Origin of the sequence: Hoyosella subflava DQS3-9A1, from assembly GCF_000214175.1 — a bacterium.
In the GTDB taxonomy this organism is placed as follows: domain Bacteria; phylum Actinomycetota; class Actinomycetes; order Mycobacteriales; family Mycobacteriaceae; genus Hoyosella; species Hoyosella subflava.
In genome coordinates this window covers 2,853,071-2,870,553 of record NC_015564.1, presented here as the reverse complement: position 1 = coordinate 2,870,553, position 17,483 = coordinate 2,853,071, and the positions used below count along the sequence as shown (strand labels likewise).

Annotated in this window: 18 protein-coding genes; 7 read left to right on the top strand and 11 right to left on the bottom strand. The window is 62.7% G+C overall.

Annotated elements, in window-relative coordinates; translation table 11 throughout:
• Positions 1-76 precede the first annotated feature (76 nt).
• A complete protein-coding gene (locus AS9A_RS13545) occupies positions 77-700 on the bottom strand; it encodes a sigma-70 family RNA polymerase sigma factor (RefSeq protein ID WP_013807613.1) in 624 nt (207 codons plus the stop codon).
• 156 nt (positions 701-856) lie between these two features.
• On the opposite strand from AS9A_RS13545, the gene AS9A_RS13540 reads away from it, so the two are divergent.
• Positions 857-2,116 carry an NAD(P)-binding domain-containing protein gene (locus AS9A_RS13540; protein WP_013807612.1) on the top strand — a complete coding sequence of 420 codons (1,260 nt, stop codon included), beginning with the start codon at positions 857-859 and terminating at the stop codon, positions 2,114-2,116.
• The gene (locus AS9A_RS13535) at positions 2,100-3,281 is read left to right on the top strand and encodes an MFS transporter (RefSeq protein ID WP_041451085.1); all 1,182 of its coding nucleotides are present in this window, start codon (positions 2,100-2,102) and stop codon (positions 3,279-3,281) included. The genes AS9A_RS13540 and AS9A_RS13535 overlap by 17 nt, the downstream gene beginning before the upstream one ends.
• On the opposite strand, the gene AS9A_RS13530 is transcribed toward AS9A_RS13535, so the two are convergent.
• The 3 genes from AS9A_RS13530 to AS9A_RS13520 are packed head-to-tail and all read right to left on the bottom strand — an operon-like array spanning position 3,278 to position 6,256.
• On the bottom strand, positions 3,278-4,507 hold the full coding sequence (locus tag AS9A_RS13530; RefSeq protein WP_013807610.1) for an NAD(P)/FAD-dependent oxidoreductase: 1,230 nt from the start codon (positions 4,505-4,507) through the stop codon (positions 3,278-3,280). The two genes, AS9A_RS13535 and AS9A_RS13530, sit on opposite strands and share 4 nt — an antisense overlap.
• Positions 4,507-5,895: a cytochrome P450 gene (locus AS9A_RS13525; RefSeq protein ID WP_013807609.1), complete on the bottom strand. Its 1,389-nt coding sequence runs from the start codon at positions 5,893-5,895 to the stop codon at positions 4,507-4,509. The genes AS9A_RS13530 and AS9A_RS13525 overlap by 1 nt, the downstream gene beginning before the upstream one ends.
• A 40-nt stretch (positions 5,896-5,935) precedes the next feature.
• On the bottom strand, positions 5,936-6,256 hold the full coding sequence (locus AS9A_RS13520; RefSeq protein ID WP_013807608.1) for a 2Fe-2S iron-sulfur cluster-binding protein: 321 nt from the start codon (positions 6,254-6,256) through the stop codon (positions 5,936-5,938).
• A gap of 140 nt (positions 6,257-6,396) precedes the next feature.
• Here AS9A_RS13520 and AS9A_RS13515 point away from each other — a divergent pair, with 140 nt between their 5' ends.
• The gene (locus tag AS9A_RS13515; RefSeq protein WP_013807607.1) at positions 6,397-7,035 is read left to right on the top strand and encodes a TetR/AcrR family transcriptional regulator; all 639 of its coding nucleotides are present in this window, start codon (positions 6,397-6,399) and stop codon (positions 7,033-7,035) included.
• Between the two features lie 36 nt (positions 7,036-7,071).
• Here AS9A_RS13515 and AS9A_RS13510 read toward each other — a convergent pair whose 3' ends face one another.
• Positions 7,072-7,827, bottom strand: a complete 756-nt coding sequence (locus AS9A_RS13510; protein WP_013807606.1) for a DUF427 domain-containing protein — start codon at positions 7,825-7,827, stop codon at positions 7,072-7,074.
• Positions 7,828-7,980: 153 nt separating this feature from the next.
• Between AS9A_RS13510 and AS9A_RS13505 the strand changes: the two genes are divergently transcribed.
• Positions 7,981-9,090, top strand: a complete 1,110-nt coding sequence (locus tag AS9A_RS13505) for a flavin-containing monooxygenase (protein ID WP_013807605.1) — start codon at positions 7,981-7,983, stop codon at positions 9,088-9,090.
• 32 nt (positions 9,091-9,122) lie between these two features.
• On the top strand, positions 9,123-10,748 hold the full coding sequence (locus AS9A_RS13500) for a helix-turn-helix transcriptional regulator (protein ID WP_013807604.1): 1,626 nt from the start codon (positions 9,123-9,125) through the stop codon (positions 10,746-10,748).
• 5 nt (positions 10,749-10,753) lie between these two features.
• On the opposite strand, the gene AS9A_RS13495 is transcribed toward AS9A_RS13500, so the two are convergent.
• From AS9A_RS13495 to AS9A_RS13470, 6 genes are all read right to left on the bottom strand, one after another.
• Complete coding sequence (locus tag AS9A_RS13495) at positions 10,754-11,557, bottom strand: DUF72 domain-containing protein (protein ID WP_013807603.1); 804 nt, start codon at positions 11,555-11,557, stop codon at positions 10,754-10,756.
• A 300-nt stretch (positions 11,558-11,857) separates the two neighbouring features.
• A complete protein-coding gene (locus AS9A_RS13490) occupies positions 11,858-12,664 on the bottom strand; it encodes an SGNH/GDSL hydrolase family protein (RefSeq protein ID WP_013807602.1) in 807 nt (268 codons plus the stop codon).
• An 18-nt stretch (positions 12,665-12,682) separates the two neighbouring features.
• On the bottom strand, positions 12,683-13,042 hold the full coding sequence (locus AS9A_RS13485) for a hypothetical protein (protein WP_013807601.1): 360 nt from the start codon (positions 13,040-13,042) through the stop codon (positions 12,683-12,685).
• A 16-nt stretch (positions 13,043-13,058) separates the two neighbouring features.
• Entirely contained in the window at positions 13,059-13,622 is a 564-nt protein-coding gene (locus AS9A_RS22765) for a DUF3558 domain-containing protein (protein WP_049793731.1), read from the bottom strand.
• 231 nt (positions 13,623-13,853) lie between these two features.
• Positions 13,854-14,198, bottom strand: a complete 345-nt coding sequence (locus AS9A_RS13475; protein ID WP_013807599.1) for a hypothetical protein — start codon at positions 14,196-14,198, stop codon at positions 13,854-13,856.
• 268 nt (positions 14,199-14,466) lie between these two features.
• Positions 14,467-15,678, bottom strand: a complete 1,212-nt coding sequence (locus AS9A_RS13470; RefSeq protein WP_013807598.1) for an oxygenase MpaB family protein — start codon at positions 15,676-15,678, stop codon at positions 14,467-14,469.
• A gap of 74 nt (positions 15,679-15,752) precedes the next feature.
• On the opposite strand from AS9A_RS13470, the gene AS9A_RS13465 reads away from it, so the two are divergent.
• Positions 15,753-16,406: a TetR/AcrR family transcriptional regulator gene (locus AS9A_RS13465; protein ID WP_041451084.1), complete on the top strand. Its 654-nt coding sequence runs from the start codon at positions 15,753-15,755 to the stop codon at positions 16,404-16,406.
• Between the two features lie 167 nt (positions 16,407-16,573).
• The gene (locus AS9A_RS13460; protein WP_013807596.1) at positions 16,574-17,482 is read left to right on the top strand and encodes an oxygenase MpaB family protein; all 909 of its coding nucleotides are present in this window, start codon (positions 16,574-16,576) and stop codon (positions 17,480-17,482) included.
• Position 17,483 lies beyond the last annotated feature (1 nt).

Genomic DNA, 17,483 nt, shown 5'->3' with positions numbered 1-17,483 from the left:
CACGGTAGACGAACAGCCACTGTCATCTCCGCCGCGTGGTTAAGCGCTGTTGGCTTCTTTCGAGCCCTGTATCCCCTCAAGCGTTGCAGCCGCCGCCACAGCCAGACTCGCCACCGCATCCCTCAGCAGGCGTGTAATCGATCGGCATCCCGCGCGTGTCGAGCGTCAGCGCACAGCACCGGTCGTAGAGTTCGGCGAGCTGTTTACGTGCCCGCTGGACGCGCGATTTCATCCCAGAGACCGTGATGCCCTCAAGTTCGGCCGCAGCGACTTGGGTGACGCCGTCGAGGTAGGTGAGTTCGAGCGCGCGCCGATAGTCCGGGGCTAGGCCGCTGAGCATGGGCCGCACACAATTGGCTAGCTCGCGCTGCACGTCGTCACTGTCAGCTGGCACGTCAACCGGGGTCGCGAGCCGCTCGCCGGGCGCGGAGTCGAGGATCTCGCGGGCCGTTGCAGCACGGCGGTACTCGTCGGTGATGGCGTTGCGGGCAATGCGGAAAAGCCACGCCGCTAAACGCTCCGGATCATCCAGTGATCCTAGGTTGCGGTGCACTTTCAGGAGAATATCCGCGACAAGGTCGTCCGCGCGGTGCGGATCAGACACCCGGCGTCCTACGAACGATCGGATCTCTGCGCCGAACTGCCGCCACACATCCTCAACGTTCGGCGTGCTGTCTGTTGTCACCACGTTCGGTGTCATAACCGACTCCTCGAAAGGTCTCGTCGCGGAGCTGTCACCTGTACAGACGGCGCTGGTGGCAAAAGGACGCAATTCAAGAATGCACCCGGCACCAATCCGCGTCCATCTCTGCGCCCACCCGTCAGAACATGTGAAACCCGAACTAGGAGGAAAACCATGTCAAACGAACTTCCCGTCGCTGTTCTCGGTGCGGGCCCGGTCGGTCTCGCGGCGGCCGCGCATCTCGCCGAACGCAACATTCCGTTCGTCATATTCGAGGCGGGGGAGCACGCCGGTGCGAGCATCCAGCGCTGGGGTCACGTGCGGTTGTTCTCGCCGTGGCGGTACAACATGGATCCCGCGGCGCAGCGCCTGTTGCAGAGTGACGGGTGGAGCCCGCCAGAGCTGGCCGCGTACCCCACGGGCGCCGACATCGTCGAGCAGTACCTCGCACCGCTCGCCGCGCTGGACGTCATCGCACCACACATGCGGCTCGGTCACCGCGTCACCGGTGTCACCCGGCACGGCGTCGACAAGCTGCGTGACGACCACCGCGCCGACCGGCCGTTCGTCGTCACCACAAGCAGCGACGACGGTGTCACCCGGACCCTCGCGCGGGCGGTAATCGACGCGACCGGAACGTGGCTAACACCGAACCCCGTCGGCACCGAAGGAATCCCAGCCATCGGGGAAGACACCGCTGCGCGACAGATCACTTACGGGATACCTGACGTGCTGCCTACCGACCGCTACGCCGGGAAGCGAGTTGCGGTGGTGGGCAGCGGCCATTCGGCTAAACACGTTCTCCGGGAACTCGCAGAAGGCGCACCTGCCACGACTGTCACGTGGATCATGCGCAGGGGCGAGAACCTGTTCGGTGACGAAGTGGATGCCCGGCTGCCGGAGCGGGGGCGGCTCGGCGCGGACGCGCACGAACTGGTCTCATCCGGCCGGGTGCAGCTGGAGACCGGATTCGGTGTCGAACGCATCGACGTCGTGGGCAGAGCGATTGTGCTTCTGTCCGCCGACGGACGTAAGGCGGGCCCATTTGACGAGGTGATCGCAGCGACAGGGTTCCGGCCTGACTTCAGCTTCCTGCGTGAGCTGCGTCTGGATCTGGATCCGTGGGTGGAGAGCACGCGCACGCTGGCTCCGCTGATCGATCCGAATGTGCATTCGTGCGGGTCAGTCCCTCCGCACGGTGCGGCCGAACTGGCTCATCCGGAGCGCGGATTCTATGCGATCGGCGCGAAAAGCTATGGCCGCGCGCCGAACCTTCTGCTCGCGACCGGGTATGAGCAAGCACGCTCCGTCGTCGCTGAGCTGGCAGGGGATCACGACGCTGCCGCGCGGGTCGAGCTGATCCTTCCCGCATCGGGATCCGCGTGCGGTGCGAAGAAGCCACGTGAGGCGGCGGAAAGTGCCTGCTGCGGTTGACACGCTGCGGTCCGGCCCGCCTGAGCTGCGGCGGGCCGTGGTCGCCCTGTCCCTCACACAGCTCGTCTCGTGGGGAGTGCTGTACTACGCGTTCGCCGTCGTTGCGCCAGCGATGGCGCGTGAGCCGGGCTGGAGCATCACGACGGTCGGTGCAGCGTTCTCGCTGGGAGTGCTTGTGTCCGGGCTTTCCGCACCGGCCGTCGCCACGTTGCTGGGGCGGTTCGGGCCCCGCGCGGTGATGACCGCTGGCGCGGTGCTGACGATCGTAGCGACGACGCTGTGGGCGTCGGCCCCGTCGCTGCTGATGCTGTATCTCGCGTGGGCGCTGATTGGCGCTGCGATGGCAGCCACCCTGTATGAACCAGCGATAGTTGTTCTGACACTGCTGGATTCGGTTCGGATGCGCCGGGCGATCGCGTATGTCACCGTGGCGGGTGGCCTAGCGAGCACCGTGTTCGTCCCGCTCACCAGCGCGCTAGTGGCAGCGTTTGGCTGGCGAGTCGCGGTGGCGGTGCTTGGGGGCGGCGGTGCCGTGATCACCGGGATGTTGTATGTGTGGTGCCTGCCGCAGCGCGTGGGGGAGCAGACCAGTAAGCCAAGCTCGCAACCGACGACGTCCACGCGTCGTCTGCGCCTCCCGTACATGCTGGAGCAAGCCAGCGGTGTCGCGGTGACTGCCCTGGTCGTGACGATGCTGATCGCCCGCGGTGTCGATCCATACGTGGCGGGTCTCGTACTCGCAGCGAGCGGCGTGGGGAAGGTGGTGGGGCGGCTGTTGATCAGCGGACGTGTCGGCCGCGCGTCACCGGAAATGCTCGCATCAGTGGCTGCGGTATCGCAGGCTCTCGCTGTGACGGCGATGCTCGTAACAGCTTCGGCACCCTGGTTGCTGATCGCTGGATTCGCCTCGGGTGCCGCGGCAGGGACGGTCAGCGTGCTGCGCCCAGTGATCCTCTCGGGATATGTTCCGCTGCATGCGTTCGCGTCTGCGAGCGCGCGCATGCAGATGTGGACGACATTCGCACGAGCTGCGGGACCGCTGGTTGTCGCGGGAACCGCATCGTATGCCGGGTGGGTGTGGGCGTGGACGGTAGTCGCGGGCGGGCTCGTGGCTGCCGCCGTTGCCTACGCTGCCCTCAAATCCATTTACGGATGTCGCGCTTAAGACCCCTTCATCAGCTCGCTGAGCGAACTTTCCGTATCTGCTAGCCGACTCCGATCTATCGGCAGGCGATCCTTGATGACCCGGCGGGCGAACATGAATTCCTTTGGCCGATTGACGCAATCCGCCGCTATCATTTCCCCGTCCTTGAAATAAAAGCAGGCGAAGCTGCGCCCGTTATCTGGATCACCGCGAAGCTCCACGCTGTCGTAGCCGTCGTTGAGTCCGGCGATCTGCAGTTTGAGGTCGTACTGGTCGGACCAGAACCAGGGCAGGGCCGAAATTGCCTTGGTTTTCCCGCACATTGTCGCGGCAGCCACCTTCGCCTGTTCGCCAGCACTGGGCACTGATTCCAGCCGATGCTGGCGAGCGTAGCGGGTGATGAAGTAGCTGGCGCAGTCTCCGGCGGCGACGATGTTGGGGTCACTGGTCAGGCTGCTGCTATCAATCAAGATGCCGTCGTCCACGGAAAGCCCGGCGGCCTCGGCCAGTTCGGTGTTGGGTACGACGCCAATGCCCACGATGACGAGATCGGCTTCGACGAGTTCACCGTCAGCGAGACGCACGCCGCGTACATGCTCGTCCCCTTCGATGGCCGCAACGGTGACTCCGGTGCGCAGTTCGACGCCTTCCTCGCGATGAACGCGGGCGTAGAACGCTGACAGTTCCTCTGCGGTGACCCGCTGCAGCACGCGTTCGGCGGTTTCCAGAACCGTCACTTCGACGCCGCCGAGTGTGCGGAGCGAGGCTGCGGTCTCCAAGCCGATGTAGCCGGCGCCGATGATGACGACACGCCTGGCGTTGCCGAGTCCGGCGCGGATGGCCTCGATGTCGTCGGCATCGCGCAGATAGTGCACGCCAGGCAGCTCGGTACCTTCAACTGAGAGGAGACGCGGGCGGGCGCCCAGGCACAGCGCGAGCTTGTCGTAGCCGATTTCTTCACCGTCGTTTACCGTGACGGTCCGCGCTTGGCGGTTAATCGTCGTGACGCGGGCATGCCGGAAGGTGATGGTGTGCTTCTCGTAGAAGCTCAGCGGACGAATGAGCAATTCATCGAGGCTGGATTTGCCCGAGAGGTAGGTCTTGGACAGCGGCGGGCGGTGGTATGGCAGCGATGACTCGTCGCCGATGACCAGAATCTCTCCTTCCCAGCCTTCCTGGCGCAGGCTGGCGCAGAGTTGCGCACCGGCATGGCTGGCACCGATGATGATCGCCCGACCGCTTTCCATCAGGCCGACTGCTTCTTCGTGAGCTTGACCATCATCTTCGAGTAGCCCCGCACGAAGTTGGACTGCACGATCTCCGGATCCTGGAGGACCTCAATGTCGTCGAAACGCTCGAGCAGCTCCTCCCACAGGATCCGCAACTGCATCTCAGCGAGCCGGTTACCCATGCATCGGTGCACACCGTAGCCGAACGCAATATGGCTGCGCGCGTTGGCGCGGTCGATGATGAGCTCGTCCGGACGCTCGAACTGCCGCTCGTCGCGATTCCCGGACGCGTACCACATGACGATCCTGTCGCCTTTGCGTATGAACTGCCCGTTGATCATCGTGTCTTCTTTGGCGACGCGGCACATGTACGCCAGCGGTGTTTGCCACCGGATGATTTCGGACACCATGGTGGGGATCAGCTTTGGATTGGCTTTGAGCTTTGCGAACTCGTCCGGGTATTGGTTCAGGGCGAAGACGCCGCCGGTCATCGAGTTGCGGGTGGTGTCGTTACCGCCTACAACCAGCAGCGTGAGGTTGCCGATGAACTCCATCGGTCGATTGATCAGGTCCTTGGTGCTGTCATGCGATTGGAGCAGGCTGATCAGGTCGTAACCTGGTTCCTCACCCGCATCGGTTCGTGCCTTCTTGTCACGCCATAGATTGGCGAATTGCTGGGACATTTCGACCGCAGCGTCGAATGTCTCGTCAAGTTCGTACACGCTTCCCGTGGCACCCGAGTTGCCGGCGGCAAGGTCAGACAATTCCGCGAGCCTGCGTCGCTGGTCGTACGGGAAGTCCAGCAGGGTCGCCAGCATGCGCGAGGTCAGCTCGATCGAGACTTTGTCGACCCAGTCGAAAGGCTCGTCGATCGGCAGGCCATCGAGCACCTCCTGCACACGGACGCGGATCAGTTGTTCCAATTCCTTGAGGTTTTTGGGTGCGACCACATCCTGGACGGCTTGGCGCTGAGAATCATGCTTCGGCGGGTCCATCGCGATGAACATCTCGACATCCAGGCCCTCCGGCGGAGAGCCCAGCACGATGTACGGCTCGGCCGAGAACAGGTGGTGGTTCTTGTCGACGGCGAGAATGTCTTTGTAGCGCGTCAACGACCAGAAGGGACCGAAGGCGCTTTTCGGCTGGTAATGCACCGGCGCTTCGTCCCGCAGGCGCTTGAAGTAGGACTTCCACTGTCCCTGTCGGTACATGAAGGGGTTGCTCATGTCGATTTCCGTCAGCGGTACGTCCGCGACGTCGGGAATCGGTGATTCGGTGAAGACCGGTGGCCGGGCGCTCTCCAATACGGCTCGCTTTGCCCTGCTGTACAGATGCGCGCCGCGGATCTGTACGTGGAGCGGAATGGTTGCCTGCGCCTTGTTGATGACCTGATCGAGAACGCTCATGAATTAGCCTGCCTTGCCCTGGCTCGAAGAAATGTCTGGCCTACATCTGGTATTCAGGGAGATGAACCGTCATGCCGTCCATCTCTTCCGAGACTTTGATTTGACACGATAGGCGTGAGGTTGTCTCACGTTCGGGCGTCAAGTCGAGCATTTCTTCTTCGTCCTCGCCCTGCTTGCCTACCTTGCTCACCCAATCGCTGTCGACAATGACGTGACAGGTGCCGCAGGCGCATTCGCCGCCGCAGTCGCCGTCGATGCCCGGGATCCCATTGCTGGTAGCGATCTGCATCAGCGATTGCCCCTCGGCGATCGGGGCCTCGTGCGATTCGCCGTCATGCGAGATGAAAGTAATTTTTCCCATGTCCTACTTCCCGTTGGAGGGTGCACATTGCCTACCAACTCCCGCGTGGCCGTACCGCCTGAGAACATCGATCCAACCTAGGAACTGGGCAGTTCCTATTTAATGTATTGCGTGCCAACATAGTGTGTCAAGATTGAACAGTGACCGATCCAGTCGCCGTGGTCCGGCAATTCCGAGGCGTCAGTGCAGCTGATCGTGTGCGGCAGCGGCGTGACGCACTACTCGACGCGGGGCTCAAAGCGCTAGCGGAAGGAAACCTTGCGTCGATCACCGTCGACGACATCAGTGCACGGGCAGGTCTCTCAAAGCGTTACTTTTACGAGCACTTTCGCACCCGGAATGACCTGTTCGTCACCCTGGTCGAACGACTAATTGAGCAGCTAACTGCAGCCGTCACTGCACCCTCGAAGGCGCCTGACCTTGGCACGTACGGTCGGCTACAAGAAGCGGTAATGGGCGTCGTGTCAGTTTTGATCGACAACCCGGGCAATACACGGCTGTTCGTGGACACCATCGGCGGCGACCAACTCAGAGATACCGTTCGACGCACTGAGCACGCGATAGCCGCCTTGGTCATTGATGTGACAATCGGGGACACGCAGGTGACGGAAAGAGAACGCACACGCCTGGATATGGCAGCGCTCATCCTCGTCGCCGGGGCCGCGCAAGCTGTGAGCGACTGGCTGGACGGCGACATCGATTTGTCTCGGACCGAACTGATCGAGGAATTCGTTCGCGTGGGCGCGGCGGCATTCCACACCATCCTTCCCGATCTGTGAACTATCCCGGGGTTGACGGAGGCGCTCACTAGACCCTCACGGTTCCATCCCAGTCACCGGCCGTTTCTGCAGTACCCCGTCTAAATACACGTCGACGCTCTCGCTGTAGAAAGACGCGAGTCCCGCGACTTTCTGGCTTTCAGGGAGCGGCGCCCGGTACATCCAGACGAGGTCGCGGTGCACGGTGTCACCGATGACGACCGACCAATAGTTGGCGGTGCCTTTGTAGGGGCATTGGCTGGTGGTGTCGGACCTGCGGAGGAGGTCCATCCGGATGTCTGTCAGTGGCAGGTAGTAGCGCGGCGGCAGGCCGGTTTCAAAGAGGATGCGGGCGTGCCGAGAGTCAGCGACCACCACCCCGTCGAGCATGATCTGGATGTGCCGGCTGCTGGCGAGGATGTCGATGCGCGCATAGGGATCCCGAGCGTGCGTGTACACGGGCTCGTCTTCTTCGAGCCACTCATCCATCGCTGTCCACGACAACCTGACGCGACCGCGGAGTTCTTCGAGGGGCGAGTCGACGTATCGGCGCGCGGCGCGGGAAGCGACGGACCCGTCGACCGCGAGATCGTACAGTGCCGCGACTCCGAGATTCGTGGGGTCGGCGGTGTCGTCGAGCTCGATGAGTTCAGCCTGGATGTCGTCGGTGGGAAAGTAGTACGTGGGGAAGTGCGGCCACTCCCACACGTACAGGGCGCGCGTCGTATCGACGACGACGTGACCGGCGAGATACGCGCGGATTCGTTTCGCACACGGTTCGAACCGGACCGCGCTGGCGCTGGTGTCGTTCATGATGACATCCTCCTCGCCGTCTCACGTCCGTGCTACCTCTGACGCGACGGCATGACGGGAAAGTACACATCGGAAATGGGTAATTCGTCCGATGGCGATGGGATGCGTCACTCCTAACGTGGCGGTATCTAGAACACCGCCAGGAGGCAACCCATGAATACTCAGCACATAGAGACACTGATCATCGGCGCAGGTCAGTGCGGCCTGTCAACCGGATATCACTTGCAGCGCCGGAACCGTCCCTTCTTGATCGTCGACAGCAACGAGCGGATCGGCGACAACTGGCGCAAGCACTATGACTCGCTGCGCCTGTATACGCCAGCGAAGTACACGGATCTGCCGGGAATGCCGTACCCGGACCCGGAGCGCTGGAACTATCCGTCACGAGATGAGGTGGCCGAATATCTGGAAAGCTACGCTGTGCGGTTCGATCTGCCGGTCCGCCTGAACACGTCGATCGACAAACTGACGGCCCGCCCGGAAGGCGGATACTCGGCGATCATCGGTGGCGAGATGATCACGTGCGACAACGTCGTCATCGCAACGGGAACGTTCGGCCGCACGCCGATGATCCCCGAGTTCGCCCGCGAACTCGACCCGTCGATCAAACAGCTGCATTCCAGCGAATACAAACGCCCGTCCCAGCTGCTGCCCGGCTCGGTGCTCGTTGTCGGCGCATCCCACTCTGGCACCGACATCGCGTACGAACTTGCGGAGACGCATGAGACGACGCTGTCCGGACGGGATTGCGGGCAGCTGCCGATGCGATGGGACACGCCGCTGTTCCGGGCAGGCTTGCCTGTGCTCGTATTTATCGCCCGGCATGTCATGACAAGACGTACACCGGTGGGACGCAAGCTGATGGGGGAGATCCGCACCCATGGCGGTCCGATGTTACGCATCAAACGGGAGGACCTCGCGGCACGTGGGGTCATTCGCAACACGTCACGTGTGACGGGTGTGCGTAGCGGGCGTCCACTGCTGGATGACGGTACGGTCGCCGACGTGCAGAACGTGGTGTGGTGCACGGGGTTCCGGCAAGTTTTCGATTGGATCGATCTTCCTGTCATCGGGGATGACGGGTGGCCGACGGAATATCGCGGGGTTGTGCGCGACGCTCCCGGCTTGTTCTTCTGCGGCCTGAGCTTCCAATTCGCTTTCAGCTCGATGGTGTTTCCCGGCGTCGGTCGAGACACCGCGTATGTGGCACGGAGGATCGCAGCACGGAAAGCGAGTTCCGCGCCCGCCCGTCAAGCAGCCTGAGTGGGCGTATTCTCCCAATTGAGGGAGATGCGATGAGTGTGGTGGAGAGCCTCCTGGAGGCGCGCGCGGCGTTCGAGCGCCGCGAATGGGTGGCCGCCTACGAGGGGCTGTCCGCCATGAGCCCAGCCGAACTCACCGGGCAGGACTTCGCGAATCTTGCCACTGCAGCGGCCCTCACTGGCCGGAGGAACGACTGCATCCAGGCTCTGCAGCGCGCCTACCAGCTGCTCCACAAGTCGGGTGACGTTCTGGCGGCGGTCCGCTGCGCGTGCTCGCTGGCACAAGTGCTGACTAAGGCGGGGGAGACCGCTGTCGCGGGCGGGTGGATCGCCCGAGCGAGCCGCTTACTCGACGATCTCGGCGGTGACGTCGCCGAGCGTGGATATGTGCAGCTACTCGTAATGTTCCGGCACATATTCGCTGGTGAGTTCCCGCAGGCGGCTGTGTGCGCGAGCGCTGTCACCGACTACGGGAAGCGGTTCTCGGATCCCGACCTGCTCGCGATGGGGCTTTGCTCGCAGGGCCGGATGGCCATGTATGAGGGCCGGGTGCAGGAGGGCATCGCGCTTCTCGACGAGGCAATGGTGGGCATTTCGACGGGTGAGGTGTCGCCGCTATTCGCAGGCCGGGTGTACTGCACGATGATCGAAGGGTGCCAAGAGGTTTCCGACTACGGTCGGGTGATCGAATGGACGATGGCGCTGACGCGTTGGTGCGATGACCAACCGGGGCTGGTGGTGTTCACTGGGCAATGCGCGGTGCATCGTGGGCAGATCATGCGGATACGCGGCGCCTACCGCGAAGCCCTCCGCGAATACGCCGGTGCCGTCGACCGCTACATTGCCGCCGGGACGGAAGACGCCGTGGGCCTTGCGATGGCGGAGAAAGGCGAAGTGCTGCGGATCCTAGGCAAGTACAAGGAAGCGGAGCAGGCGTACTCCGCCGCGACAGCGTACGGCCACGACCCTCAGCCAGGTCTCGCGCTCGTATGGCTTGCGTGTGGGCAAACCCGAGCGGCCGCGGCGGCGGTTCGCCGAATACTGGAAGAAGCCCAGAACCCAGTACACCGGTCAAGGGTGCTTCCCGCCTCGATCGAGGTTCTCCTCGCGGTGGGTGATATGGATGCAGCGTCAGCCGCGAGTGCTGAACTCGACCGGATTGCGACGGCATTCGGCTGCACCGCGCTGCTGGCGTCCGCGAACTACGCGGGCGGCCAAGTGCTGCTCGCGAAAGGGGAAGCGGGCGACGCGACCCCGCGGTTCCGGTCAGCGGCGCATGACTGGGCCTTGCTTGGCTGTCAATACGAGTCGGCACGCTGCGCGGTCGCGCTCGGACGTGGCCTGAGTACGCTTGGAGACACGGAATCTGCTGCAGTGCAATGGGTTCAAGCGCGCGGAATCTTCAGAGACCTCGGCGCCACCCCGGCGCAGCGTGAGGTCGACGACCTGTTGGTTCCGTCAGTGCCCGCCGGCCTCACCACACGGGAGGTGGAAGTGCTGCGTCTCGTCGCGGCCGGGAATTCGAACGCCGACATCGCTACGGCGCTTTTCCTGAGTGAGAAGACCGTCGCCCGCCACACGTCGAACATTTTCGGGAAGATTGGCGTGAACACGCGAACTGCGGCCGCGAAGTTCGCGTTCGAGCATCGCCTCGCGTGAAGTAGTCACGAGTTCTGAAGACGTTCGCTTAGTCCCATCGCGTCGAAAGGAGCGCGGGCTTTGACGTCGTTGTCGAAATAGACGAAAGCGTCTTTGCCCCACCCGCGGATCTTGGTTGCCCACTCGTCGAGCGCCTCAGGTGTGTATCCGCTGACGTACAGTTCCTCGGCACCGTGGAGGCGGACGTACACGAAATCAGCGGTGACGTCTTCGAAGTACGGGTACCGGCCGGCGCTGTCCGCGATGACCAGCGCCACCCCTTTGTCGCGGAGCAGATGCGGAACAGCAGGGTCGTCGAAACTCGGGTGGCGGACTTCTATCGCGTGCCGGAGCTGGCGGTTCTCATCGGTCGTGGTGTATGCCCGTCCGGCGACTTTGTCGTCGTGCTGCGTGGCGAGTTCCGCCGCAGCCGCCGTGGACGTGGGGAGCTTAGCCAGGAACTCAGCGAGTACGCGCTCATCGAACCGAAGGTTCGGCGGCAACTGCCACAGCACCGGCCCGAGCCGAGCCTCTAGTGCGAGCACACCTGACGCAAAGAAGTTCGCCAGCGGTGCATCGACGTCGACGAGGCGCTTCATATGCGTGATGAACCGTGGCGCTTTGACCGCGAAAACGAAGTCGTCCGGTGTTTCCGCTGCCCACTTCTGATAGCTCTCGGGCCGCTGGAGCGCATAGAACGAGCCGTTGATCTCCACGGAATTCAGACACTGAGCCATGTATTCGAGTTCGCGGCGCTGGACAAGTCCCTTGGGGTAGAAGGTCCCGCGCCATCGTGGATACACCCAGCCGGAAGTGCCGATGCGGATCATGACGGGGAAAGGTCCTCCTTGTGCGTCGGAACCATTCTGACACTCGCCTTACTGTTGGCCCACCTCGGAGCGACAACTGACCTGCCACACGTGCAGAGAAAAGTACCCTCATCGGGGCGGGTGATGGTGCGCCGCTCTGCACGTGTGTGGGGTGCCCGGACCAAGCCCCGGACTCAGCCGCGGCGTCCACGACGACTGCGTCAACGAGTTCGCGGTTGTCGCTGCGAGGTGGGCGAACAGGTATCCGCCTCACTCCTCTTCACGTTGAGCGTCGGCTATCTGCCACGCATACCGAGCGTGTCACGGCTGGCGGAGGTGGTCGGCGATCGCGAGGGCGGTGGCTTCCATGCCCGCTGCGTTGGGATGAAACGGTGGGTGGCGGATAAGGTCCGTGAGTTTGTCGGGCATGCCCACAACCCACGGGTCCTCCGAGCCGAGCGCATGAGCCGCGCTGATCTCGCTCATCGGGACAACGTCCGCACCGGAGAGGGAGGCAGCTTCCGCAAAGACCCTCACCAGGCTGTCGGCCACAAGCCGGAACTCTGAGAGCTGCGCCTGGGTGAGCGGAACGTCTCGGGTGAGGGGAACCGTATCGGGTCCGACGACGGTCAGATACTCAACAAGCACGATCCGCGCGTTCGGCGCCTCATCTCGTACGGCGGAAACGATTCGCGCGATCGCTTCCGCGACGTTCGCAACGTCGGATTCCGTGACGGCTACAGGGCTCCCATGCCGCAGGAGTCGGGCAACGGGACGCAACAATGGGTTCGTCAGGCGGCCTGCACATGCCAGTTTGATCATGCCGCCGATGTACCCGAGGTCGTTCCCGCCCGCGGTGAGCGTAACAAGGTCCGCGTCCGAGGGAAATCGATCCAACTGTGGGCTTCTGGTCGTGAGACCGGTGCGCTGGCGCTGGCGCGAAATGTGGGCGGTTGTCACACCAGATGAACTGCGGTCCGTCAGCTTCGCGCCGAGAAGGTCCGCCAGAATCGATGGATAGTTGAGCTTTGAGCGCCAGGCAGTCTTGTCCGCGTACGGCGCGATCCCAGGCCCGGACGCGAAACTGCTTCCTAGCGCGACGATGTGTTGGTACGCAGGAGGTGGCATAGGCAGTAAGTATCCCCGTTAGCCGCTACCTAGCGCCGCAACGTGCGCAGAATGCGTCTCAGCGTATCGCTGACGGGCAGCCACGAATGTCTCCTTGATGCGTTCTGCGACTTCGATGTATTCGCCCAGGACGGTTGCCATTTCGAGGCGCTTGTCGGCGAAGTGGCGGCCGATTGCCTGGCCGGAAGGAAGATTGCCGAAGCCGTGGTTTTCGTCCGTGTTGACGAACGTCCTGCGCAACCGCGCCATCGCGTTGATGTAGGCGTCGCAGCATGCAATTGCCTGCCCGATTGCCTCAGAGCTGAGCTTGAGCTCCCCGCTTGCGAGGCCGCCACTCAATGCGTTGAGCAGATGTATTTGTTCGGTCGGTGTGGTCATGTGGATTCCGGTGTCTTCAGAGCTGTGGGAGATGTGGATCGAGGTCAGCCGCGTGCTGTGCGGCGAGCGCGCAGAAGGTGGATCCGGGCGGCATACGGTTGGCCAACACAAGTGAAGTCCGGACGAAGGTCATTCCCATTGCTGCAGGGAACGCGATTGTGCATGCTTCAGGGTCTCTGATCACGTGGAATTCGACTCCCTCGCGCCCGTTGATGGTGACGTCGCGGAACTGGTGATACATCGGGTGTGTATAAAGCTCGTCGAGAGTCCGAACCATCGTGTACACGGAGAGCGCGTAGCCGGTGCCGTCCCACGAACAAATCCTCCAGCCTGGCGAGGGCACTTCCGAGGTGTCGGCGAATGCTGTCTCGGGGTCGACACCGGTTGCGATTAGCGCATCGTCGGGTATCTCAATGCACGGGTGGTACGGCTCTTGGTAGGGGTCGTTCTCGTAGTAGGGGAAGCCGTGGCGTTCGGAGTACTCTCTTGCTTCCTCGGCCTCGAGTGACGCGGCGGGGTCATCGGTGTCTGACACGCAGCCTGCTGTAAGCATCAGCGCCGCAGTGAGCGCTATGGCCATTCGGCGCACTGACGTACCTTTCCCTCGGGCTCGTGTTGCTGGGGTTAGACGCGGCCCAGCTTCCGGCGGTTCCGAGGTGAGGCGATGACGTGCGTCACAGGGCACGGCATGCAGCGAGGCGGGCCCACCCTGCAAATCCAGCTGCGAGAGTCAACGAAACCACGCGATTTGGGGCCGTTTAGTTGACCTGTGCAGCTGGATTTGCCCTGGGTGGGCCTGCCTGGTGGAGCGTCAGGACGCTAGTGAGCCTGAATCAACCTGCGCCGTAGTGACGTCGGGTACAAGCAGAGCCCCTGGCACGCAGGTCACAAGAATTGAATCTAAGAGCACGGTGTCGCTCAGCAGAATCATGAACGCGTTGCCGTCGGCGTCAGCAGTTCCACCGAAAATTTGTGGGGGAACGGTCACACACTCTGCGTCCGGCTGGGCGCCTGAGACGGTGACAATCGTGATCGGACCTATCTCCATCGCCGATGCATCGATGTCATCGAGGCCAGCTGATGCGACACCGGACCCGAATATTGCGAGGGGGAGAACGGCAGCTGAAACGAACAGGCCGCGCGTGATTCTGCGCATGTTGAATACCTTCCGCAAGGGTGTGAAGTAGCGGAAACTACTTCCCCCGTGATTGTTCAAGATTTTTTGGCGAAGCGGACGAAAATCGCAATTCGCGGGCTGGGGCGCTGTCCCGACGACACGTGTGGAGAACCGCACCTCAAATTCGCCCCGACCGTGTGCGCTTCTCGGCACGTGTGAGTCTGTGCCCAGCTATCAGCGACAACGAAAGTCGCTACGAGGCGGGCAAACGGCACAGCACTTCGCGGCGAACAGCCCCAACAAAAGGTCAGGCAGCTCGTCCGATGTGCGCCGCTGATGCACCGATTTTGGCGTCCCCGGCGATGATGGTTTTCATGAATGCGGCATGTTCCCGCTGACCTCGGGAGGCCACTCGTTCGAGGCCGCCGGGGAGGTGCATTGCGGCCGTCCGCGCTACGTTGAGGGGTATGCGCACTAGTGGGTACCAGGGGAGCACGAACCTCGGCAGGCCCATGGTGCGCATCGCATGCGGGCCGAGGAAAGCCGCGGTCAGCGATAGGTGCTGTGCGCGGGCGAGGCGGCGACGCAGGCTTGGCAGCCGTTCGTAGTTCCAGTACATCGGGTCGTCGGCCATGGGCATCGCGAGCAGTTTCGTGGAATCGTCGGGGACCGAAAGTGCGCAGGACGTGTGGTACAGCACGCGCACGGCGTCACGGAAACTCCGGGGCAGCCAGTAGTCGTCTACACCCATCAGCCAGCCAACGTAGCGGGTCAGGTGCGCGACAGCGTCGAGATCGGCGGGTTTGTGGAGTAGCCCCATTCCGAGTGCACCAACAGCAGGGGCAATCAGCGCGCCTACCAGCGTGGCGGCCATATCGGTCTGGTTGATTGGCAGACCCCACTCGTCCTCGCGCCAGTCCGGCATCGCGGCGACGTGCCGTCGCACGAAAGCGTGAATGAGGCGCACCCGGACGGTCGACTGATAACCCACACCGAGCGGAACGAGGCCGCCTGGCGCTATAACATCCATCGCCCACTGCATTGTTTCGGCGAAGCGCTGGTTCGAGCCCTTCTCGAGTGCGCCGGTACGCAACAGTGTTTTGTTGAATCCGGAGAACATGTAGCCGCCCTGCAGCGACACGTCACGCGCGATGTACATGCCGTCGGCGCCGGAGCTGCGCATCACCGCGGAACCGCGGGCAATTTTGTCCCAATCCACCCAGTGCGGCACCCGCTCAACCTTGGTGAAGAACCGCCGCAAGGGTTCCGGCGCGTCGGGAACGCTATCGATGCCTTCGTCGAGCGCACGGTTGAAGAGGGCGCGCATCTCTTTCATTCCGGCTGAGGACATCCATTCGACAAGCTGATCCATCGGCTCGTCACCGACAGCGAGTTCCTCTCCGAGGCGTTGCCACTGAACGGCATTGGGTTTTGGCAGACCGAGCAGCTTGGCGAACGCTGTGATCCCTGCGGGGACGCTAAGGGGTCGGCTGGGATGGCGCGCGGGAACGGCCGTCATCGATGCTCCTCGTTGAGTCGACGAAATTGGATAACGCTCGTTGTCAAATGTAGGCGAGCGGTAAAGTGGCGTCAATGGGGCGCGCAGAGGTAATGCGGGACTACGGCGGTATCAGTGCTGAGGACCGTCGCGCAGAACGGCGCCGCAAGCTGCTCGAAGCTGGCCGGCAGATGTGGGGTGAATCGGGCCTGGCCGACGTGACGGTGCGAGGCATCTGCGCCTCATCCGGACTCACGCCACGCTACTTCTACGAGCACTTTCCCAACCGTGAGGCGCTGGTTGTCGCGGTTGCTGACGAGCTTTACGACGAACTTTTCGAGGTGTTGGTGAGTGCCAGCCTCGCTGAATCGGGTGAACTCGAGGACAAACTGCGCGCCGCCCTGAAAGCGCTGCTGGATGCGATTGGCGATGATCCGCAGATCCACCGCATTCTGACTAGCGACTGGAACGGGGTGCCCGGCCTCGTTAAACGGCGCACCAAAACCCTCGATGTGATCACCGACCTCGTGCTCCAGTACGGCGCGGAACTGCTGGACTTCGAACCGGAAAGCGCAGAAACCATGCGCCGCGGCGCCCTGTTCGTGGTCGGCGGGGTCAACCAACTCATCGAGGAGTGGCTTCGTGATCCGAAGGAATCGACAGCCGAGCTAGCCGAAATCTGCACATGGCTGTGCCTCACAGTCGTCAAAGCTGGACAGGCCGAGGCGGCGCGCGACACGGCACGCTGACCGGTTCGTTCGGATAAATGATGACAACAGGTATTGTTCTGTTTGAGAATCTAGGTTAACTTGCATTCGTTGATCAGCGTGAGGTTGTAATCAGCGAGCCTGTCGCTGGGCTTTTCGCGCCCCGCGGTGCACGCCCCGACGTGCGCAAACGCAAAGGAGCGTTAACAATGAGTGCTGAACCAAGCGAGTACCGCTTTATCGTCGGAGACGCTCAACTCAGCGTTGACCACGGCGCCCCACGTGCCGAAGATGATGTGACGGCCGAGGAACTCCGGTTGCTCAACAGCAGGTTCGACGGGGTATCGGCAGCGCTCGCTGGTGCCGCGAACGTGGTGATGCAGCTGAGCTGGCCCGAGATCGGCTACGGCGTCATGGATAGTCCAGTGGACAGCGGCAACCTGTTCAAGCGCCCGGTCAAACGGGCCCGCACAACCCTCGCTTACATCTCCATCGCACTGTTCGGCACAGTGGAAGAGCGGAAGGCATACGGGGCAGCGGTCAACACGTCACATCGGCAAGTCCGCTCGGGGCCGCAGAGCCCCATCAAATACAACGCGTTCAACCGTGAACTTCAGTTGTGGGTGGCGAGCTGCCTCTACTACGGGGTCCGCGACACGTTTATCCGGATGCACGGGCCACTCAGCGAGCGCGAAGAGTTAGTACTGCTGCGCGCCTGCGGACGGCTGGGCACGACGCTGCAAATGCATCGGGACCAGTGGTTCACCACCTTGGACGAGTTCAACGAGTACTGGGAATCGGGACTGCAGCGCGTCCATATCGATCAGCGGACCGCCCGATACTTTGACGATGTGCTGCGCGCGAACTTCCTTCCCAGGCCGCTGAGCTTCGTGATCGGCCCGTTCCTCTACTGGGCGAACGTCGGCTTCCTGCCACCGTTGTTCCGGGAGCAACTCGGTGTCACGTGGAGTCAGCGTGATCAGGCACGGCACGATCGCATGATGCGGATTCTGGGTGTGAGCACGCGACGATTGCCGGTCGTGGTGCGGCAGTTCCCGAACAATGCGATGCACGCCAGCACCAGCGCCCTTCGCAAACTGGGGCGCCCGCTGGTGTAGC